Genomic DNA, 20,151 nt, shown 5'->3' with positions numbered 1-20,151 from the left:
TGAAAAGTGTCGCGAGCGGTCGGGTATGAGATTGAAATATATGGGAAAATTTCGCGTTATGAATTGCGGTACGAAGCTCGTTCCTCTGGGTTTTGAGGAAAGCGTTCGCATTTCGGAGAGGGTCCATCTGTAGCGCGCAAGATCAGATGGCAACAGAAACAGGTTTGGTCGAAGGCGATGTAGGTGGTCAAGGTGAGGATAGAAGTGTCACCTTCTCATAGCTGGACGGGTGGCCGGTGAGGCATGCGAAACACGAGAACCTTTTGCCGAGTGTGTGTTCGCATGGAAGTATGGTCCAAATGGCCGGACGGTATCGAGCGGCTCTCCTCCCACAAAGAAGAGATAACGTGCTTTCACTGCCCGAAGTGCGACAACTAGAAAAACCGTGATGTCGATTCCATACTGGATGAGCGCGGCCGGGCCATTTTCATGTACAGCATCGAGAATTGGTAGAGAGGGAACGCCTTGCGACTGAACGGCATGGCGTGTTTCGGCTGTTTCACAGCAATTTGGAGCGACTCCGTCAACCGTCGTTAATTGGGTAGCGTTGTCGCCAAATGGATTGCCACTACAAGGCAGCCCTCTTTATCAAGGCATCCAACGCGCGTGATCAAACCGGCGGGAATGAAAAAATGGAGAAATGGCTCCTCGTCTATAATTGCCAAACATATGGTGTCGGCAATTCGATGCAGCTGCTTAATCCGGACATTACGATCGACGCCGTCGACAATTACATATTCATGCACAACGTCGACAAGTTCGCGGAATCGTTGCCGACATACTCCAGGATGATCATACATCCATACTTCAAAGGCTTGGACTTCGACTTCTCGCTCGCGCAAAATCTCAGTCTTCTTCCGTCTATCAGTTTTGACGCTTATCACCCCGATCTCTGCTACGCTCATTCAGGCGCTGAAGTAGACGGCCCAATGAGCGTGTACCACTCTACGATCGTGTTGGCCGCTTATCATATCGGGCTGTCCATCGAAGCAACGCGCAAGCTATTTCGAAGAGACGTTTTCGAGAAATGCGGATTCTTCGACAGATGGGAAGCGAGCCGCACGCGTCTATTGAAGGACTTTTCTGAGTTTGGTCTGGATATCTCCTCGGCCTTTCGGCGATGGTCGCGCACTGAATCGTTCATGTACTCGCTGAACCATCCAAAAATCCAATGCCTCTACGATTTAGCCCGTATGTTTATGCAGCATCTCGGCGTCGACACTCGGGAGGGTAGAGTGTTGCCGCTCGATAACCTGGTGAACGGCCCCTGTTATCCAATTTATCCGGAAATCGGCGAAGCTCTGGGCGTCAATGGTTCCTACCTTTTCAAGGTTGCAGGAGAATATCGCCTGATATCGCTGGAGAAATTCATAGAATTGAGTTTCGCGGCTTATGCTGAGCACCCTCCAGGCTCCATTGTTGCGGCCCCCCCGTTTCAGAAGAGCTACGCCAAGGTTAAAGCGGCCATAGTCGAAGCAACCGTGGCCGCATAGCCCGTCGAACCAATCTACAGCTGACGTCCGTCTCGGCATGGCCTGCGATCGGGGTTGCCGCCACTGCTTTCCGTTCTCCCAAGGTTTCGAAGCCCTTCAAATTGTCATTTTAGAAGAAAGGCAAGATCGTCGTCACTCATGGCAGCGTGCTGACCAGGGAGCCGGATTCGATGGCCGATCGCACTTCCTGGTTGTTGCATTCTTCGGTATTCACGGTCTCGATCCCGACGGCCCGGAGCCTTCCTGGATGATTGGCATGCAGGGTACTCCACCTCGGTCGTAACGATAGACCTCTTTGTCGCTTCGTGCCTGGCTGCATGCTTGTGTTGCACTCAGAATGCGACTAATTCGTCAATTTCACCACTCGCATCGCCAGTTGCCGACATGACCGATCGCCCAAGAGCCCAGATTTCTTCGCGAAAGCTGCCGAAGCAGGCACGCTCGACGGAACTCGTTGCCGCGATCTTGCAGGCGGCGGCTCAGGTTCTGGCGAAAGAGGGGGCTCAACGTTTCACGACGGCGCGTGTAGCGGAGAAGGCCGGCGTCAGCGTTGGCTCGGTCTATCAATATTTCCCGAACAAGGCGGCAATCCTCTTCCGACTGCAAAGCGATGAATGGCGGCAGACGACGGACCTGCTGCGCGATATCCTTGAGGATCACGGAAGGCCGCCGCTCGAACGGCTGCGCGCCCTTGTTCATTCCTTCATCCGCTCCGAATGCGACGAGGCTGCAATGCGCGTAGCTTTGAGCGACGCGGCCCCCCTTTATCGCGATGCGCCGGAGGCCCATGAGGCGAAGGCATCGGGTGACGTTACCGTCCTGCGTTTCATGCAGGAGGCTTTGCCTGACGTGTCCGGGGAAACCCGTGCTCTGGCGGCGGATTTGATCACGACGACGCTTGCTACCGTCGGAAAGCAATTTTCGGAGACGCCGCGAACTCAAGCCGAGATCGACGCCTATGCGGATGCGATGGCGGATATGTTTTGCGCCTATCTCGAAAGCCTCAAACGCGAATAGGGCTATGTTCCAGGCATGGCCCTTCGTTGCGGCGACAGCGGTCATGTTGACACCCGCTCGGCAAGCGCCTATGGGAAAAACCAGCCAGTCATTCTGGCCGTAAGCGTTTGACGTCAAGCAACGCACTCAACGACCCTCGTCGGTCGGAGTGCGTTTTTTTGTGCCTCCGCCGATCGAGTAAAGCCTGGAGATCATCATGGCTTTCCAATCGATACGTGATCCGGCGCACGGCCGCCTGCTGCTGCTGAGCGCCATTCTCTTCATTTCCTATCTTTGTGTCGGCATGTCGCTTCCGATCGTGCCGATCTATGTCACCGGGAAACTTGGGCTCGGCAATGGCTGGGCCGGGCTCGGGGTCGGCATCGCCTTTCTTGCGACCATCGTGACGCGGGGCTATGCCGGCAGCCTGTCGGACCAGCACGGCGCCAAGGTGGCGGTGGTGCGCGGGCTGGCCTTCTATGCAGCAGGAGGGCTGACCTCACTGGGCGCCGGCCTGCTGATCCCAACACCGTTGACATCCTATCTGCTTCTTATTGCCGGCCGGCTGCTTCTGGGGCTGGGCGAAAGCCTGGTTGCCGTCGGGGTTATTGCCTGGGGGATAGGCTTCGTCGGGCCTGCGCGCTCGGGTAAGGTGCTGGCCTTGGTCGGCGCGGCCATCTACGGCGCCCTTGCCGTTGGCGCTCCGGTCGGGCTGGTATTGCTCGACCGGTTTGGATTTGCCGGCTCCATGGCAATCGGTGCCGTCCTGCCCTGCCTCGGGCTATTGGCGATCTGGCGGCTTCCAGGCGTTGCTGCCCATCCAGGCGCCGAGCGCCCGCCATTCTGGAGCGTGGTCGGCAAGATCTGGCTGCACGGGTCGATCGTATGCCTTCAGGGCATAGGCTTTGCCGCGATCGGGGCCTTCTTCACGCTCTACTTTATCGACCGTGGCTGGAACTATGCCGGGCTGGGGCTAACGGCCTTCGGCTGCGGTTTCGTTCTGGTGCGGTTGCTCTTTGGACATTTGCCGGATCGCATTGGCGGGCTTCCAGTCGCAGCCGGATCGCTTGCTGTCGAGATCGTCGGGCAATTCCTGATCTGGAACGCGACAGATCCGATGCTTGCCCTGGTCGGCGCGTTTTTGACGGGTCTCGGATGCTCGCTGGTCTATCCGTCGATGGGGCGCGAGGTCGTGCGTCTTGTCGAGCCAAATCTGCGCGGCACGGCTCTGGGCGGTTTCTCGGCTTTCCAGGATCTTGCCTACGGACTGACTGGCCCCTTGGTGGGATTGCTGGCCGACCGGGCCGGATATGACAGCGTCTTCCTGATCGGCACGGTTGCCGCATCGGCTGGCCTGCTGATCGCCCTCTCCCTGCTGCGAGCGCGGGCGACGGCGTTCAGTTGAGTGAAAACATGGTCCCCGCCGCCTGGCCGGGGGCCATCCGGTTCACCTCATGCTGATACTGGCTTTACGCTGATAGTGACCTCGGCTGGCCAGGTTACGTAATAATATTTGCCGTTGAGATTGCCGAAGAAGGCATTTTGCCCGGTCGGCTTGTCGACGTAGCTTCCGTCGCCCGTCCGTGTGAAGCTTCCCTTGTCGCTTCGCTTCAGATGGTCCTTCAGAAACTCGTTCCAGTTATCGGTTGCGATCTTTTCAGGTTTGGCGGCCTTGCTGGTCTTGTCATCCGGGTTCCAGGCATCGATCTCGACGCCCTTGGTCGGGTCGGACACGGACAGGGTACCGTTCTTGAGGGCGGTCAGCATCGCCTGTGCCTGTTTGCCGTTGACGGGATCGTTGACAGAGGCCTTCAGCTTCGCAGTGAGGGCCTTCATGAAATCGCTCGATGTGATGTCGTTGGTTACCTTCGCAGCGGTCGGCGTCGTCGTGGTTTTCGTCGTGCCATTGTGTCGCTGCAAACCCTCCAGGAGGGTGTTGAGTTTGCTGTTGGAATGGACCGAACTGGAAGAACCGCCTGAGAGCAGGCTCGTCGATCTCGTTATTTGCGATGTGTCGTCGTCAACGGCGTTCCCAACGCGCAGCGTCCGTAAAGCGAGCTGCGTGTTGTAAAGCCGCAGCGAATTGATGCTGTTCACCATGCCGATATCTCCTGATCTGCGCCAATGGCACATCAGTGCTCGTTTGGCGTAGGCCCCCAAATCCCGAGAGGACGCATGCGCCATCCCGGTGCAAGCCATATCTTCTCTGGCTTGCACGAGGCTAGATTTGCAGACCCTGCGTTGTATCCGGAGGGCTGATCATCAATGAGATGCGGGTAGAGATGTCTGCAGGGCAGTCCTTTGTCGAGGCTCAACCAGTCCAGGTCGCAGCCGTATCCTGTACAAAATGGCCTGATGATACTTCCTGATAGCTTCGCTTCGGCGGCACATAGTCGTGGGGCCGGATCGCGCTTTTGATTTCTTCGCGCTGGGCTTGCGGTTGCATGCCGCGCCGCGTGGGGTCGGGGATCGGCACGGCCGAAATCAGGCGGCGGGTATAGGGATGCTGCGGATTGTCGAAAATGGCGGCACGCGGGCCGATCTCGACGATCTCGCCCAGATACATCACGGCGACGCGATGGCTCATGCGTTCGACGACAGCCATGTCGTGCGAGATGAAGAGATAGGCCAGACCGTGCTTGTCCTGCAGGTCGAGCAGCAGGTTCGAGACCTGCGCCTTGACGGAAACGTCGAGGGCCGAGACGGCCTCGTCGGCGATGATGAATCTCGGGTTGAGGGCCAGCGCCCGGGCGATGGAGATGCGCTGCCGTTGGCCACCGGAAAATTCATGCGGGTAACGGCTGGCGACAGTGGCCGACAGGCCGACCTGATCGAGCAGTTCGGCGACACGATCCTTGGCTTCTCGCCGGCCCATGAGCTTATGCGACAGCATGGGCTCGATGATGGCGGCGCCGACCGTCATGCGTGGATTGAGCGAGGCGAAAGGATCCTGGAAAATGATCTGCGCCATGCGGCGCATGGTCCGCAGTTCCTTGGCTCCCGCCTTGGTCACGTCCTTGCCGTCGATGGCAACGGAGCCGGCCGTCGCCTCGATGAGGCGCATGATCGTGCGCCCGGTCGTGGATTTTCCGCAGCCGGATTCGCCGACGAGCGAGAGTGTTTCGCCAGGGCGAAGATCGAAGGAAACGTCTTCGACGGCGTGAACGCGGCCGTTCGGCAGATCGAAGCGCACGGCGAGATTGTCCACTTTTAGGATCGGCGCGATGCTCTGCGCCACCGGCTTCATCTCGCGGCCTTCCGTGGCCTCGCCGGTCTTGGCGTCGACCTCCGGAAAGCGCCTTGGAGATTCCGTCTCGCCCATGGTGCCGAGGCGCGGGATCGAGGCCAGAAGCGACTTCGTGTAGATTTCCTTCGGTGCCGCAAAAATATCCGTCGTGATACCGGTCTCGACCATGTCGCCGCGGAACATGACGACTGTGCCGTCGGCCACTTCCGCCACCACGCCCATGTCATGGGTGATGAAGAGGACGGCCATATTCTCTTCGCGCTGCAGCTCGCGGATGAGGTGGAGGATTTCGGCTTGGATGGTGACGTCGAGCGCCGTCGTCGGCTCGTCGGCGATCAGGAGTTTTGGTCGGCAGGCGAGCGCCATGGCGATCATCACGCGCTGGCGCATGCCGCCGGAGAATTTATGCGGATATTCGTTGAGCCGCGACTTTGCCGCCGGAATGCGCACGCGCTCCATCAGCCGCAAGGCTTCGGCCTCGGCCGCCTTCCAGGAGAGGTTCTGGTGCAGCACCAGCGCTTCGGCGATCTGGTTGCCTATCGTGAAGACCGGATTGAGCGAAGTCATCGGCTCCTGGAAGATCATGCCGATGGAGCCGCCGCGAACCGAACGCATCTCGGCTTCCGAAACAGCGAGAAGATCCTTGCCCAAAAGCAGGATCTTGCCGTCGCAGCGCGCCTTGCCCGGAGGCAGTAGGCGCATGGTCGACAGCGCCGTCACGCTTTTGCCCGAGCCGGACTCACCGACGATGGCGACGGTTTCTCCGGCGGAGACCTGCAGGTTGATGTTGCGGATGACCGCGCGCCAGCCTTCGGCCGTCTTGAAGGAGGTCGTCAGATTTTCGATCGAGAGAACCGGTTGGATCGTGTCAGCCATGATCAGCTCTCCTTTGCCAGGCGCGGATCGACCAGATCGCGCAGGCCATCGCCGAGCAATTGCAGCGACAGCACCGAGAAGACGATGGCGAGGCCGGGGAAGACCATGAGCCAGGGTGCGTTGTTCATGAATTCACGGCCGGAAGCGAGCATGGTTCCCCAGGTCGGCATGTCGGAGGAGACGCCGACGCCGAGGAAGGAAAGGCTCGCTTCCGCAAGCATCGCCGAGGCGAAGACGAAGGTTGCCTGCACCAGAATGGGTGATGCGAGGTTGAGCAGGACATGGCGGCCGAGGATCTGCCAGGTCGGCAGGCCCATCGAGATAGCGGCTTCGATATAGGGCAGTTCTCTGAGAACCAGGGTCGAGCCTCGAACGATGCGGGCAAGACGTGGTGCATAGGTAATGCCGAGCGCCAGGATGACCGTGACAAGCGATGGCCCGAGCGCCGCCACGAGCGCGATGGCGAGGAGAATGTCCGGGAAGGACATCATCGCATCGAGCAGCCGCGAGATCGGCGCGTCCAGCCTGCGGAAATATCCGGCGATGACGCCGAGGAATACGCCGAGCAGGGTGGAGATGCAGACGACACCGAGGCTGACCAGCAGCGAGATGCGGCCCGCGAAGATCGCGCGGGAGAAGATATCACGCCCAAATTCGTCGGTGCCGAAGATATGGGCTGCCGACGGGGCCTTCAGCTTGTTGATGATCGAAAGCTTGTTCGGCGCGTAAGGGGCGATCCAGGGCGCCAGGATGGCCGCTACGATGACGATGAGCAGAATGATCGCACCGAACAGCATCGCGCGGTTGCCGAACAGGCGCCGCAGGCTCGAAGCGAAGGGAAGTGTGAAGGAGCCGAGCGTCATAGGCGCACCCTCGGATCGACGAGAATGTAGAGCATGTCGACAATGAAATTGATGAGCACATAGATGGCCGCGACCACCAGAAGCGCGCCCTGAATCACCGGATAGTCGCGCCGCAGAACGGCGGAGACGACGAGATTGCCGACGCCGGGCAGACCGAAGACGGTCTCGGTCACGACAGCGCCTGCGACAAGCATGGCGACGGAGAGGCCGATGACGGTGATGATCGGGATCATCGCATTTTTGAGGGCATGCTTCAGGATGACGCGGCCTTCGCTCGCTCCCTTGGCGCGGGCTGTGCGCACATAGTCGTCGCCGAGTACGTCGAGCATGGCAGCGCGGGTGAAGCGCGTGATCATCGCCGAATTGACGACGCCCAGAGTGATCGCCGGCAGGACGAGATGGTGCAGACGCTCGAGGAAGTCGGTATCCGGGCCGCCATAGCCTGAAGCCGGAAACCAGCCCTGGCCAACGGCCAGGATCTGGATCAGCATCAGGCCGAGCCAGAAGCTCGGAACGCTCGCCGCGACCATGGTGAGGACGACGACGATCTGATCGAAGATCGTTCCCCGCTTCACCGCCGAGATGATCCCGACGGGAAGCGCAATCGCCGTGGCGATCAGAATGGAAAACAGCGTCAGGAAGAAGGTCGGCTCGGCGCGGGCCGCCAGCGCCTGCGTGACGGGCTGGTTGAGAAAGATCGATTGCCCGAGGTCGCCCTTGAACAGGCCAAGCACGAACTGACCGTATTGAACGAGCAGCGGTGCATCGAGCCCCATCTTGGCTCGCAATTGTGCGATGTCCTGCGGCGTGGCGTCAGCGCCCAGCATGACGGCAGCCGGATCGCCCGGGGTGACCCGGACGATGATGAAGACGACCGTCACGACAAGCGCGAGCACGATCACCATGCCTCCAAGACGTCGCAAAAGCGCCTGGGCGATCTTTGCCATGTGCCTTAGCCTTACTTCTTCGGGGTGACGTTCCAGAAATGCGGCCAATAGGTCGGCGTATAGCCGGTGACCGATGCGGAAATACCCGAAAGAGCGTTGAAGTTGCCGACCTTGTAGAGAGGCGCATCATCGTAAATGACGGTCTGGATGCCTGCCCACGCCTTCTGCTTCGCGTCGTCGCTCGTCGCGTCCATGTAGGTCGAGACAGCCTTGGCCTTCTGGTCAGAGACATACCAGCCGGGATAGCTGTCCGTGATCGTGTTGATCGTTGTCGGATCGCCGGGGAAGTTGGAGTGGGTAATGAAGATATCCCATTCCTTCGGATCTGCGCGGCGGGTCGTCAGCGTTGCCCAATCGACGACCTGCATGTCGACCTTGAAGCCGGCAGCCTCCAGATAGGCCTTGGCGACCTCGCCGATCTTGTAGTGGAATTCATACTGGCGGCTGGTCAGAAGCCGGATCGGCGTGCCGTCATATCCGGCATCCTTCAGCAGCTTCGCCGCCGTGTCGGGATCGCCATCGCCGTAACGGACGATGCCGGCATCGGTGTGCCAGAAGGATCCCTTCGGGAAGAAGGCGCCATCGACGCTGAAGAAGCGCTGGTCGTTGAAGGCGGCGAGCATCATGTCGGAAGAGTTCAGCGCTGCCTGCACGGCCTGGCGCAGCGGCTTCTTGGTCAGCAGGCCCTGCTTCATGTTCATGTTGAGCGACACCCAGCCGGTATTCTCGAAGATAACGGGCTTGGCATTGCCGCTCTTTTCGATGCGGTCATAGGCGCTGACGGGCAGGGAGTCGGCAAAATCGAACTGCCCGGAAATCAGGCCTTCGACGCGGGTATTGGCGTCCGGCACCGGCACGAAGCGGATTTCCTTGGCGACAGCTTCGCGCTTGCCGGCATAGTTGTTCGGCTCACCCTCTGGCGACTTGTAGCCATCGAAGCGTACCAGCTGCGTATATTGGTCCGGCTTGCGTTCCTTGAGCATGTAGGGGCCGGTGCCGATGAAATCGGTAAGTGTATCGGCAACCTTGGCGGCGGGCATGATAATCGAGGACTGCGAAAGGGTAGCGAGCAGCGGCGCATAGCGCGACTTCAACTTGAAGACCACGGCGTGATCACCATCCGCCGTCAGGCTGTCAACGATGGTGGCGACCTGCTTGCCCTTGGAGTTGACGTTCATCCAGCGCTTCAGCGAGGCAACGACATCCTTGGAGCCGAAATTGCTGCCGTCATGGAACTTGACGCCTTCGCGAAGCGGAATGCGGTAGGTGAGGCCATCTTCGGAAATCGTCGGCTGGGCAGCCGCAAGTAGTGGAACGGACTTCCATTGCGCATCATATGTGTAAAGCGTCTCGAAAATGTGCTGGTCGACCGTAAGCACGATATCGGTCGGGGTCTGCATGGCATCGAGGGTGGGCAATTCACCGATGGTGGCGACGGTCAGAACGCCGTCCGAGGTCTGGGCGATCGCCAGATTACTGGTACCGGCGAGCATCGCCAATGTGATCAGAACCAATGCGCTTTTCATCATCATCCCCTTTTATTGTCAGCCGCCCCTTCAGGGCCGTCGCTCTTGTCAATCAGCATGCATCCAGCCGGCTTTCATCCGGTCGGATGTCAGGTTCAAGGCATGGCGGTTCGCTAAGGCGTTGGCCGCTGCTCGCATGTCGCCGCGATGTTCCGTCGGCTCATGGTGATCGAATATGGGCAGCATTCAGACCCGGTTGATTTTCGGAAGGTCCGCTACTGCGTGTTCACCCGTTCATATTTAGTAATGTAATTTTTTTTCTTAATAACGACATGACAACCGGTCTTGTCAACGGTTTTTCATTCTCGCGCCCATTTCTATGTAAATTATTTTCGTAAATCACCAGTTTTACACACGGATTTTCATGGATCGGAGTGCCCGTAAATTAGGGGCATGGCTGCAGATCTGCTGGGCGCCGCCGCGGCAGCGGAGCATCGCTCCACACGCGATCCTTATGTCGCGCGGGTTCGAAATCAACCATGCGGTACGTGTCTGAAAACCATTTCTAATCCGCCGGCTTTCGGCAAAGTGGTGGGAAAATCGGATGGCTGGGACGCGATAGAGGCAAGCGGCCTCTGGCCGATATTCTAGCGACCGGCGTCCCGCTGGTAGTGACCCAACGGCGGGAGAGTGCGTTTTATCGGTGGACGCGCAGGAGGTGAGATGGGAAATCGCTCTTACCAGCCCAAGTGCTGGGGTGCCTCCAAGGACTTACAGAGCCTGTGGGCCTTCTTTCGACATGCCCTGGGAGGCCCAGGAGGATATGGCGCTGTCGGCGCGCCGCTCCTCGACATCGAATTCGCTGATCATCAGGCTCGACAGGATGACCGCATTGCGCGTTTGCGCTGCGAAACTTCTCTCGTAGCGGGCGGGAGCGAGTGCATATGTGCCGAAGAGGCCGACCTTCCGTCCCATGAAGTCCGTTTTCTCAAGAAAGCTCATCACCGGTGGAGCGACGGTGTTCCACCAGACCGGCCCACCGACCAGGATCAGATCATAGTCCGATGCGCTGGGGAGATCACCCAGCAATGGCGGAAGCTCGCCGGTTTCGAGTTCGTATTTCGACTGCGCCGCCATGCGCTGCAGGTCGAGAGGGTAAGGATGTGCCATCGGGATCTCGAAAAGGCCGCCGCCGACGAGCGTCCGTATCTTTTCGGCAACGGATTTCGTGTGGCCCATATAGGAGTAATAGACGACCAGTGTCCTTGGCGCCTCGGCGGCAAAGCTCCATTTGGGGGCAGTGGCGACTGCCACAATCGAGGTGAGCATGGTGCGGCGAGAAAGTTGCATCGGCTTGCTCTCTTTTCTCAAGTGGCTTCGATGAGACAAGTGCGTTTGATCCGTATCCGTCACGCGCAATCTATTGCCTTGGGGCCGAGGCGCTGCTGAATGGCATCGTCCTTTGCGCCGGTGGCCGGCGGTGATGCGCAGCGCGCATGACCTCTTCGAGACGCCGTGCCAGAACAACGGGGTCGTTTTCACCCTCGTCAGCAAATCTCATCAGCTCCCGTGCGGCGGAGATCGCTGGTGGATCGGAAAATGTCAGCTCATGGTGAGAGCAGAAGGCTTCCAGCACCCGACGTAACGTTGCGATTTGCGATAGCTCCATAGCCAATTCCATATCCTCCAGTTGGGTTCGACATTGTCGACCAAGCGAGTGAATCTCGAAAAGCAGGATAGGCGGAGCATGTCTCAGCTTTGTGCCGAAGATGTAAGCGCGTGTCGCCGCGCGGCGGTTGTATGCGCCATCAGCATGCAGCCAGGCCTGTGATAGCAGCGCCAGTCTTCCGTGGAGATGGGGCAACCTGCTCTGCAAGGGACCGCGCGACTTCCGTCATCCTCATATCGGTGGATCGCCCCTGCTACGCCGCCTCATGCGAAGGTTTGCCGGCTGCGACAAAGCTGCGACAGCATGATATGTATTTGGTGGTGCGCGGCATATTTTTACGACAACTGAGGCGCAATCTGGTGGTCCGACGGAGCTCGGTATCCACCGGTTACAACTGCTCGGTCGTTGTGAAACTTTGATACACTTTTTTCGATGCGAGCCGGATTGGGCTTCTGTAAGGTGAATCAATACCCTGGAAATGGCCCATGCAAAAAGCAGCACATATCGCAGTCGTCGATGACCATGCGGACATAAGAGACCTTGTCGGCCAATATCTTGAGCAGCATGGTTACAGGATAAGCGTGGCAGACAGCGGCGCCGCCCTGCGGCGAATCCTCGAGCGCAACGGCGTGGACCTTGTTGTTCTGGATATCATGATGCCCGGCGAGGATGGGCTTTCCGTCTGTCGCCATCTGCGCGCGACGACGGAGATTCCGATCATCTTTCTCACTGCCATGACAGAGGATACCGACCGCATCATCGGCCTTGAACTCGGCGCCGACGATTATCTGGTGAAGCCGTTCAATCCGCGTGAGCTTCTGGCCAGGATCAGGGCCGTCCTGCGCCGGGCAAACAGCCTGCCGCAGCAGCAGCGGGAAACATTGAAGAAGGCGAAGGTCGTGCGCGTCGGTCATTGGCGCATCAATATGGGGCGGCAGGAGCTTTCCGGGGACGATGGCGTCGGCGTACCGTTGAGCACAGCGGAATTCCGGCTTCTGAAGGTCTTCCTCGAACGTCCCGGCATGGTCCTCAGCCGCGAGCAGCTTCTCGATCTGACCGTCGGGAGGACGGCTGATATTTTCGATAGAAGCATCGACAATCAAGTGAGCCGGTTGCGCAAGAAAATCGAACCCGATCCGAAGAACCCCTCGGTCATCAAAACGCATTGGGGCGGCGGCTACAGCCTGTCGGTGGATGTGGGGTTCGAATGATCTATTGGTGGAGGAGGAGCCTTGCGGCTCAGCTGATCGGATTTACCCTGCTTGCCCTTGTGGTCTCGCAGGCTCTGACATTCATGATTTCCTGGGATGAACGCACCAAGGCGCTACATGCTGCCATGAAGGGGGAGTTCTTCAGCAGGTGTGCCTCGATGACACGGCTGATGGAATCCATGCCGGTACCACTGCGCGAGCAGGCTCTTCTGGCGAGTGAAACCAGTTATTCCCGGTTCTGGCTCTCCAAGGAAGAGCCGATCGATGCGAATGCATGGCGCGGGCGCGCGGCAACGGAGCTTACGCGTCCGATCGAGAATTTTATCGATCTCGGCAGGAAATACGGTCTGCGCTCGAATTCCGTTACGGAGCGTCTGAGCTTCTCAGAGGTGACGACGGCAAACGCATCCGAGAACTGGGTCACTCCGCCGCTGGTTCTATGGAGCCTGCCGCGGCCGGCCAAGTTCGTCTACTTTGACGATCACAACGGCTACGGCTTGGCCATCAGGCTCAACGACGGCGTATGGCTGAACACGGCTTTCTATAAGAATATCGGGGACGGATGGTGGGATTCGAAGTCGCTGACGTCCCTGGCTATCACCGCGCTGATCCTGTCGCTTATCGGTGTCTTCATTGCCAGTCGCATTGCACGTCCATTGCGGCGTCTCGCGGTCTCCGCGGAAGCCTTGGGGCGGGGCGAAAACCTTCCGCCACTGCCTGAAGAGGGGCCAGACGACATCAGGCGCACCGCCGAGGCGTTCAACAAGATGCAGCAGCGTCTTCATCGCTTCGTTGATGATCGCACCAGAATGCTGGCCGCGATCGGCCACGATCTCAGGACGCCGCTTACCTCGCTGAGGTTGCGGGCCGAATTCGTTAAGGACGCCGATGTGCAGCAGAAGATGCTGGCGACCATCGACGAGCTTCAAGGCATGACCGAGGCGGCTATCTCCTTTGCGCGCGGTGAATCCACCACCGAGGAGACGCGCGCCATCGAGCTGGAGGCACTTGTCGGCAGTATCTGTGACGACCTTGCGGATCTTGGCTTGCCCGTGGAATACATCGAAGGACCGAAGACGACCTATCGGTGCCGGCCCGACGGGCTGCGCCGCGCCGTTCGCAATCTTGCAGAAAATGCCGTGCGCTACGGCGGCCATGCGAAGATCTATATCTGCCATTCGAGCGCTGCCATCGACATCATTATCGAAGACAATGGGCCTGGAATCCCCGAGGATATGAAGGAAAAGGTCTTCGTGCCGTTCTTTCGGCTTGAAACATCGAGGAACCGGGACACGGGTGGTGTCGGCCTTGGTCTTTCGATCGCCCGGGCAGTTGCGCGCCAGCATGGCGGCGATATTCTCCTGCAGCCGAACAATCCAGGCCTCAAGGCCATCATCTCGCTGCCACAGGAAGGCCATGTGCAGGCCTCCTCGCGGGCGAGCCGAAGAAAAAGGCGATCGCCCAAGCTGGCGGAACAGGAAAGCTAGAGCATTTTCGCTTTTCTTCGAATCGCGAAAGCGCTCTAGCTCTTTGTTGTTACGCACTTCCGGACGCAAAATCGCTGCGCGTTTTTCCTGGAAATGCTCCAGGCCGAACGTCCGCACGATCCTTTCGGTCCAACATCGTCTATCGCATCTGCAGTACGATGGGGCTGCTGCTTGCCGGATCGGTGTGTGCTCGCAAGGCTTTCACATCGTCGGCGACGACTGGTCCGCCGTGATTGCCCCAAGACGACCGCACGAAAGTCAGGACATCGGCGACCTGCTGATCGGAAAGCTGCTGCCTGAACGGAGGCATGCGGTAGGCGTCCGGAATGCCACTCGCCACGACACGGCCAGACCCATTCAGGGTCACGTTGATCTGCGAGGCGTTTTCCTTCGCAAGCGATGAGGTCGAACCGGCGAGCGGCGGAATCCATGGCGCCTTTCCGCGACCGTCAATGCCATGACAGAAGCTGCATTTGGCCATGAATGTCTGCGCGCCGGAGTTCTGTTGCCCGGCAGGCATGGCCGCGCTGTTTGCCGCGACCTCGACATATTGCCAGGGCGTCCCGTCGCGGGCGGGGTCGCCGGGCAATGACTTCAGATAGTGGCTGATCGCCCTCAAGTCGTCATCGCTCATGAACTGCGTCGAATTGTTGAAGGCATCTGCCATGGAGCCGAAGACGACACCATGCTCGTTCCTGCCGTTCTTGAGGAAGGCGTAGATATCCTCTTCGCTCCACCGTCCGAGGCCGGTATTCGGATCGGCGCGTAGGCTCGGAGCGTACCAGCCGTCGAGAAGAGCGCCGGAAAGGTAGAGCGGGCTGCTCTCATCAAGCGCCTTTTCCGCCATGGTTATGGCGCGCGGCGTATGACAGCTGCCGCAGTGTCCCGGTCCCTGGACGAGATAGGCGCCGCGATTCCAGCGCTCATCGCCGGCAGTCTTGGGCTGATAGGTTCCTGGCTCGGTGAAAACAGCGTTCCAGAGTGCGAGCGGCCAGCGCATGTTGAGCGGCCATTTGATGTCCGAGGGCTTGCTCGCCTGATGCACCGGCTCGACCCGGTTCATGAAATAGGCATAGAGCGCGCGAATGTCGTCGTCGCTCATCTTCACGTAGGAGGGATAGGGCATCGCCGGATAAAGGCGCTGCCCATCACGCGCCACGCCGTGGCGAACGGCTCGGTCGAAATCGGCGAGCGTATAGTTGCCGATGCCGGTTTCCTTGTCCGGCGTTATGTTCGTGGTGAAGATGGAGCCGAGCGGCGTCCCCATCTCCAGGCCTCCGGAAAAGGGAGCGCTTTTCGGCGTGCTGTGGCAGGCAACGCAGTCACCCAGGCGAGCGACATATTCGCCTTGTTGAAGCAACTGCTCCGATGGAGCTTGCGCCTCGGCGATGTTGTCGAAGGGAGATGCCGGCTTGCGGGTGACGAACCAGGTAAGGCCGCCAGCGACAAGTACGACGATCAAGAGAAGGACCAGAAGAAATTTCCTCAAGGGTGTGCCCTCATGTCTTTGCTTCAGGATTTCGTATTCGGCCATAAAGGGAGCCAAGCACGCCGGCTCTCGGGCCAAGAGAGGACCGGGAGCCGAAACTGTGCCAGGCGCAGCGTTAGCCGCGCCTTAGCTTTCAAAGGTGTAGTTGGAGAGCGGCATGCTGCGTATTCGCTTGCCGGTCAGCGTGGAAACCGCGTTTGCCACCGCCGGGGGAATGGCGGGAAGCCCCGGTTCGCCGATGCCGCCCATCTCTGCTCCGCTTTCGACGATGCGAACATGCACGCGCGCCATGCGGTCGGGTGGCAGGATCGGATAGAGATCGTAGTTTCGCGCCACAGGCTCGCCGTTCTTGTAGACCGCTTCCTCCATCAGCACCTGCGACAATCCAAGGGCCGAGGCCGAATTGATCTGCGCTTCGATGATCGCCGGATTGACGATGCTGCCGGGGTCGATGGCCTCCCAGACATCGTGCACGACGACCTGTCCGTTGTGGATGGAGACTTCGGTAATCGCCGCCGTGTGGCTGCCGAAGGGAGATGCCATGGCGACGCCGCGCGCACGACGCGTGCCGTCTTCGGCGGTGAACGGCCCTCGCTTCCAGCCGCCGGAGAGATCGCCGACCGCTTTCAGCAGCTTGCTCAGCCGCTCATTTTTCGCCAGCAGCTTGGCGCGCAGTTCGTAGGGGTCCTGCCCGCCCTTGTCAGCCAGTTCATCCAGGAATGTCTCATAAAAGAAGTCATTCATGGAATTGCCGACCGAACGCCAATAGGCAAGCATCGTCGGGTTTTTCACATAGATCTGCGCGATGCGGTAGTTCGGGATGGCATAGGATTTGCCGGTCAATCCCTCCAGCGCCGTCGGATCCAGCGAATCTTCTTTATGGCCGAAAACGCCCTCGGTCGGACCTTCGCAGGCGCTGATGGCTTCAAGAGCAATTGGCATGCCGGAGGCGTCGAGCGCGCCCCGGAAGCGGACAGCGGCCATCGGGCGCAGCGGATCGCGCAGGAACTCCTCCTCGCGGCTCCAGATGAGCTTGACCGGACGCCCGACCGCCTTGGCAAGCTGGATGGCCTGCGGATAGGGATTGGCGGAAGGGTAGAGAAAATGCCGCCCGAAAAAGCCACCGAGAAGCGGGCTGTGGACCGTGACTTTCGATCCGTCGAGGCCGGTCAGCTTGGCAATATCAGCCTGGAATTGCTCCGGCGCCTGATTGGGCATCCAGACTTCCAGAGAGCCGTCCGGGTTGAAGCGTGCCAAGGTGGAGGGTGGCTCCAATTGTGCGTGATGCACATACTGGCTCTTGTAGGTGGCCGAGACGACGGTCTTTGCGCCCGAGAGAACCCCGGCGGTATCGCCGACATTCTCCGCATCCTTGCCGGGACCCGGCTCGTTTGCCAGCCGATCGCTGAAGGCCGTAGTCGAGAAGTCCGCCGGCATCTGGCGAAACGCCGGATTGGCATCCGGGCCAGGCTCTTTCCAATCGACCTGGGCCGCTTCGGCCGCGCGCTTCGCATTCCACCACCGCTCGGCAACCACGCCAACAGCGCCTTGCAGATTATGGACGGAATGAACGCCAGGCATTGCGCGGAGCTGGTCCTCATTGCGGATCCGTCCCACGATCAGGCCGAGGCGCGGAGCATGCTGGACCGCGGCATGCAGCATGCCGTCGACCTTGCAATCAATCGCGTAGATCGCCTTGCCAGTTGACTTGTCGTAGACATCCAGGCGTTCGACCGGCTTGCCGATCCAGCGGAACTGGCTCGGATCCCTGAGGGTAACGCTGGCGGGGTCCGGCACGGGAAGATCTAACGCCTCCGCTGCAACATCGCCATAGGCAAGGGAGCGTCCGGAAGCAGCATGGATTACGCGGCCCGGCTCCGTCGTCAGTTCGCCGATCGGCGCATCCAGGCGCTTGGCGGCTGCCTGCAGGATCATGTTGCGCGCCAGCGCGCCGAGCTTGCGCATGGTCTGGTAGCTCGTGCGCACCGACATGCTGCCGCCGGTGATGCGCATCTTGCCATACACCACCAGATAATCGTTGCCCGTCGGCGCGTTTTCGACGACGAACATTTTCGGATCGACATCGAGCTCTTCACCGACGATCTGGGCCATCGCCGTGAAAACGCCCTGGCCGCCTTCGACGAAGGGGCTCATGAAACGCACCGTATTGTCGGGGCGGATTTCCAGAAATGCGGGGACGCGCGTGCCCGGCGGCATCGTGGCCGCGGCCTGCTGTGCTCTCGCGGTACCGACCGGGACGCCGAAGCCGAGCACGAAGGCACCTACGGCAGCTCCAGCGGAAGCGAGAAGAAAGCCACGGCGTGAGATGTTGATCGGAGACCCGGTCGGGAATTCATCCTCAGGAACAAAATTCGGGCTGGGCTCGGTCATAGCGTCTCTCCTTCTTTGGAGGAAAGGTCTTTGACGGCCGCCTTGATCGCATTGTAAGTCCCGCATCGACAGAGGTTGATCATCGCCGCGGCGATCTCTTCGTCGGATGGATTGGGGCTTTGCTTCAGGAGCGCGGTCGCGGCGACGACCTGCCCCGATTGACAGTACCCGCATTGGGGAACCTGGTGCTTCACCCAGGCAGTGACCACCCGCTTGCCGATCGGGTCGTTCTCAAGCGCCTCGATCGTGGTGATCTGGCGCCCGACGACGCTATCGAGTGGCGTCACGCATGAGCGCACCACTTCTCCGTCGACCAGGACCGAACAGGCGCCGCATTGCGCCAGCCCGCAACCATATTTGGTTCCGGTCAGGCCGAGTTCGTCGCGAATGATCCAGAGAAGCGGCGTGTCGCCGTCGGACGTGACTTGGTAGGAATGGCTGTTGATCTGAAGATTCATCAAGCGTCTCCTGAGGCTTTTTGATTGCGAACCCTCAATGTCAGGCGCTGTTCGATGATCTGAATGCTCAACAAGCGGATGACGCTAGGCTCAGGCTCACAAGCCGGGACTATAACACTGAAGCGGCTTCGTCAGAAACACTAGAGTGTGAATCTCGATAGGATTTAGCTGTCTGATTCATAAGTCGGGGGCTCGGCTCCGTTTCATCGGTCATTGCGGGTCCGGCCTGGCCGAACCCGCAATGACCGAGAACGGCGACTAGCCGCTGTGACAAGGTCAATATTTGACCGGTTTAACGCATGATCGTGCAGCTGTGATCCTGCACATCCTCTCCACCCATGCCGGGCCGGGCGACGTCTGTCAGCACGATGAAGCCGGGGCCATCGGTGAAGTCGGCGCCGACAACGACGAGATTATGGTCGCCCATTTCCTTTGCCGGGTCCTTCAGCGTCTTGGCAAGTGCCGTGAAGGGATTGAAATCGCCCAATGTCTCGCCCTTGACGCGCAGAGCTGCAAACTGATGGCCGGCGACGGTATCGGGAAGGGGCGCCCATTCGGTTCCGATATGATCGGCATCTGCCTTCAAGGCCGCGCGAGCATCGGCGCTCAGGCAGTCCATGTGGATGTGTAGCTGGTTCTGTGAGCGGGCTTGTTCTGCATTGACGGCAAGGCTCATCCCGTCGCGCGGGACGGCATGCGGCAATCGGGCGTCGACATCGCCATGCTCAGCCCAGGCATCGGCGAAAAAGTTGTGTGTCGCGGGGTCGAGGAGGGCCGGGCTTTCCATGCCGGTGATCTTGTCTGTGGGGATGAGGAGAGTTTGGGCGATGCCTCTCAGGTCCTTCAATATGGCATAATGTTCTGTGGTGTTGACCGAGAGGCATGGAGCGGTTTGCACGACGCACTTGTCATGCACGATTTTCCACAGGACATCGGAATCGGCAAAGGCAGGGGCAAAGAGAAGGGGAAGAAAGGATACGGCAAGAGCCGTGACGCGGCGGGGCAATGTCATGCACGAAATTCCCTTGTTCGAACAGCTTGGGCATTCCTCGAAATTAGCTGAAACATAACGTCAGCGTGTGAGGTCGTTATGACGGCATGATGGCGAAAGCCCAAGCCAATGCCGGGATCGGCGCCGCAAAGATGCGGATATCAGTTTCGCTTCATCGTCGCCTAATGCCGCCTTCAGTTTGGTTGCCTAAATGGCAGGGGCCGGGGAAACCATGCCTCGCTCCGGGATTGAAAGGTCGCGACCGTATCCAGTCCCGTGATCCTTCAGATGCCTGCGACGAGGTGTTCGCAATGCTCGATCGCCGCAATCCTGCCGCGGAGCAAAATCATCAGGAGCTTAAAATGGGTATCGGAAAACTGATTGAAGAAGTAGCGGGTGCCGTCGCAGCGGAAGATGCCGTTGATGCTGTCGACCCGAATGCGGGTTTCCTGACGAAAGCAGCGGCTGCGGTCGCGGGCTTTGAGGGCGTCAATAAACTGACCGACGTGCTGAAAGAAAAAGAACAGGAGCCGAGCGCCGAAAATAGCGGCGACCAGAACGGCTAAC

16 protein-coding genes are annotated in these 20,151 nt (G+C 59.5%); 6 read left to right on the top strand and 10 right to left on the bottom strand.

From position 1 onward, the window contains the following. The first annotated feature begins 632 nt into the window (after positions 1–632). The 3 genes from ACQZ6F_RS05535 (at position 633) to ACQZ6F_RS05525 (ending at position 3,894) form a co-directional block, all read left to right on the top strand. On the top strand, positions 633–1,493 hold the full coding sequence (locus ACQZ6F_RS05535) for a WcbI family polysaccharide biosynthesis putative acetyltransferase (RefSeq protein ID WP_077470360.1): 861 nt from the start codon (positions 633–635) through the stop codon (positions 1,491–1,493). A 384-nt stretch (positions 1,494–1,877) separates the two neighbouring features. Further along, positions 1,878–2,510 (top strand): TetR family transcriptional regulator, encoded by a 633-nt coding sequence (locus tag ACQZ6F_RS05530; protein ID WP_449092972.1) that lies wholly within the window; start codon positions 1,878–1,880, stop codon positions 2,508–2,510. A 196-nt stretch (positions 2,511–2,706) separates the two neighbouring features. Further along, positions 2,707–3,894, top strand: coding sequence for an arabinose transporter (locus ACQZ6F_RS05525; protein ID WP_449092971.1), 1,188 nt, complete (start codon positions 2,707–2,709; stop codon positions 3,892–3,894). A gap of 47 nt (positions 3,895–3,941) precedes the next feature. Here the strand turns inward: ACQZ6F_RS05525 and ACQZ6F_RS05520 are convergent, their stop codons facing one another. The 6 genes from ACQZ6F_RS05520 to ACQZ6F_RS05495 form a co-directional block, all read right to left on the bottom strand. Next, entirely contained in the window at positions 3,942–4,589 is a 648-nt protein-coding gene (locus ACQZ6F_RS05520) for a hypothetical protein (RefSeq protein WP_449092970.1), read from the bottom strand. A gap of 211 nt (positions 4,590–4,800) precedes the next feature. After that, positions 4,801–6,612 (bottom strand): ABC transporter ATP-binding protein, encoded by a 1,812-nt coding sequence (locus ACQZ6F_RS05515; RefSeq protein WP_449092969.1) that lies wholly within the window; start codon positions 6,610–6,612, stop codon positions 4,801–4,803. A gap of 2 nt (positions 6,613–6,614) precedes the next feature. Continuing rightward, on the bottom strand, positions 6,615–7,475 hold the full coding sequence (locus ACQZ6F_RS05510) for an ABC transporter permease (protein WP_068395528.1): 861 nt from the start codon (positions 7,473–7,475) through the stop codon (positions 6,615–6,617). After that, on the bottom strand, positions 7,472–8,413 hold the full coding sequence (locus ACQZ6F_RS05505) for an ABC transporter permease (protein WP_077470362.1): 942 nt from the start codon (positions 8,411–8,413) through the stop codon (positions 7,472–7,474). The genes ACQZ6F_RS05510 and ACQZ6F_RS05505 overlap by 4 nt, the downstream gene beginning before the upstream one ends. Before the next feature lie 20 nt (positions 8,414–8,433). Next, positions 8,434–9,954 (bottom strand): ABC transporter substrate-binding protein, encoded by a 1,521-nt coding sequence (locus tag ACQZ6F_RS05500; protein WP_449092968.1) that lies wholly within the window; start codon positions 9,952–9,954, stop codon positions 8,434–8,436. Positions 9,955–10,659: 705 nt separating this feature from the next. Then, positions 10,660–11,238: a flavodoxin gene (locus ACQZ6F_RS05495; RefSeq protein ID WP_449092967.1), complete on the bottom strand. Its 579-nt coding sequence runs from the start codon at positions 11,236–11,238 to the stop codon at positions 10,660–10,662. An 804-nt stretch (positions 11,239–12,042) separates the two neighbouring features. Here ACQZ6F_RS05495 and ACQZ6F_RS05490 point away from each other — a divergent pair. Further along, on the top strand, positions 12,043–12,768 hold the full coding sequence (locus ACQZ6F_RS05490) for a response regulator (RefSeq protein WP_449092966.1): 726 nt from the start codon (positions 12,043–12,045) through the stop codon (positions 12,766–12,768). Further along, entirely contained in the window at positions 12,765–14,255 is a 1,491-nt protein-coding gene (locus ACQZ6F_RS05485; protein WP_449092965.1) for an ATP-binding protein, read from the top strand. The genes ACQZ6F_RS05490 and ACQZ6F_RS05485 overlap by 4 nt, the downstream gene beginning before the upstream one ends. Before the next feature lie 139 nt (positions 14,256–14,394). On the opposite strand, the gene ACQZ6F_RS05480 is transcribed toward ACQZ6F_RS05485, so the two are convergent. The 4 genes from ACQZ6F_RS05480 to ACQZ6F_RS05465 all read right to left on the bottom strand — a co-directional run bounded on the left by ACQZ6F_RS05480 (position 14,395) and on the right by ACQZ6F_RS05465 (position 19,605). Next, on the bottom strand, positions 14,395–15,744 hold the full coding sequence (locus ACQZ6F_RS05480; protein WP_449092964.1) for a c-type cytochrome: 1,350 nt from the start codon (positions 15,742–15,744) through the stop codon (positions 14,395–14,397). Positions 15,745–15,870: 126 nt separating this feature from the next. Next, complete coding sequence (locus tag ACQZ6F_RS05475) at positions 15,871–18,135, bottom strand: molybdopterin cofactor-binding domain-containing protein (RefSeq protein ID WP_449092963.1); 2,265 nt, start codon at positions 18,133–18,135, stop codon at positions 15,871–15,873. Continuing rightward, positions 18,132–18,593 carry a (2Fe-2S)-binding protein gene (locus ACQZ6F_RS05470; protein WP_077470176.1) on the bottom strand — a complete coding sequence of 154 codons (462 nt, stop codon included), beginning with the start codon at positions 18,591–18,593 and terminating at the stop codon, positions 18,132–18,134. Before ACQZ6F_RS05470 ends, ACQZ6F_RS05475 begins: the two co-directional genes overlap by 4 nt. A gap of 292 nt (positions 18,594–18,885) precedes the next feature. Further along, positions 18,886–19,605, bottom strand: coding sequence for a CDP-diacylglycerol diphosphatase (locus tag ACQZ6F_RS05465; RefSeq protein ID WP_449092962.1), 720 nt, complete (start codon positions 19,603–19,605; stop codon positions 18,886–18,888). An 86-nt stretch (positions 19,606–19,691) separates the two neighbouring features. Between ACQZ6F_RS05465 and ACQZ6F_RS05460 the strand changes: the two genes are divergently transcribed. Then, positions 19,692–20,150, top strand: coding sequence for a hypothetical protein (locus ACQZ6F_RS05460; RefSeq protein WP_449092961.1), 459 nt, complete (start codon positions 19,692–19,694; stop codon positions 20,148–20,150). The last annotated feature ends 1 nt before the right edge of the window (position 20,151 follow it).

This window comes from Rhizobium sp. A22-96 (genome assembly GCF_053521805.1).
The sequence above is the reverse complement of the archived record's forward strand: the minus strand, read 5'-3'. Positions and strand labels throughout refer to the sequence as shown.

What these genes read in the sequence shown, in the direction of transcription:
- ACQZ6F_RS05535 (WP_077470360.1), top strand. Translation starts at nt 633, where the DNA reads ATGGAGAAATGGCTCCTCGTCTATAATTGCCAAACATATGGTGTCGGC.
- ACQZ6F_RS05530 (WP_449092972.1), top strand. Translation starts at nt 1,878, where the DNA reads ATGACCGATCGCCCAAGAGCCCAGATTTCTTCGCGAAAGCTGCCGAAG.
- ACQZ6F_RS05525 (WP_449092971.1), top strand. Translation starts at nt 2,707, where the DNA reads ATGGCTTTCCAATCGATACGTGATCCGGCGCACGGCCGCCTGCTGCTG.
- ACQZ6F_RS05520 (WP_449092970.1), bottom strand. Translation starts at nt 4,589, where the DNA reads ATGGTGAACAGCATCAATTCGCTGCGGCTTTACAACACGCAGCTCGCT.
- ACQZ6F_RS05515 (WP_449092969.1), bottom strand. Translation starts at nt 6,612, where the DNA reads ATGGCTGACACGATCCAACCGGTTCTCTCGATCGAAAATCTGACGACC.
- ACQZ6F_RS05510 (WP_068395528.1), bottom strand. Translation starts at nt 7,475, where the DNA reads ATGACGCTCGGCTCCTTCACACTTCCCTTCGCTTCGAGCCTGCGGCGC.
- ACQZ6F_RS05500 (WP_449092968.1), bottom strand. Translation starts at nt 9,954, where the DNA reads ATGATGATGAAAAGCGCATTGGTTCTGATCACATTGGCGATGCTCGCC.
- ACQZ6F_RS05495 (WP_449092967.1), bottom strand. Translation starts at nt 11,238, where the DNA reads ATGCAACTTTCTCGCCGCACCATGCTCACCTCGATTGTGGCAGTCGCC.
- ACQZ6F_RS05490 (WP_449092966.1), top strand. Translation starts at nt 12,043, where the DNA reads ATGCAAAAAGCAGCACATATCGCAGTCGTCGATGACCATGCGGACATA.
- ACQZ6F_RS05485 (WP_449092965.1), top strand. Translation starts at nt 12,765, where the DNA reads ATGATCTATTGGTGGAGGAGGAGCCTTGCGGCTCAGCTGATCGGATTT.
- ACQZ6F_RS05475 (WP_449092963.1), bottom strand. Translation starts at nt 18,135, where the DNA reads ATGACCGAGCCCAGCCCGAATTTTGTTCCTGAGGATGAATTCCCGACC.
- ACQZ6F_RS05470 (WP_077470176.1), bottom strand. Translation starts at nt 18,593, where the DNA reads ATGAATCTTCAGATCAACAGCCATTCCTACCAAGTCACGTCCGACGGC.
- ACQZ6F_RS05465 (WP_449092962.1), bottom strand. Translation starts at nt 19,605, where the DNA reads ATGACATTGCCCCGCCGCGTCACGGCTCTTGCCGTATCCTTTCTTCCC.
- ACQZ6F_RS05460 (WP_449092961.1), top strand. Translation starts at nt 19,692, where the DNA reads ATGATGGCGAAAGCCCAAGCCAATGCCGGGATCGGCGCCGCAAAGATG.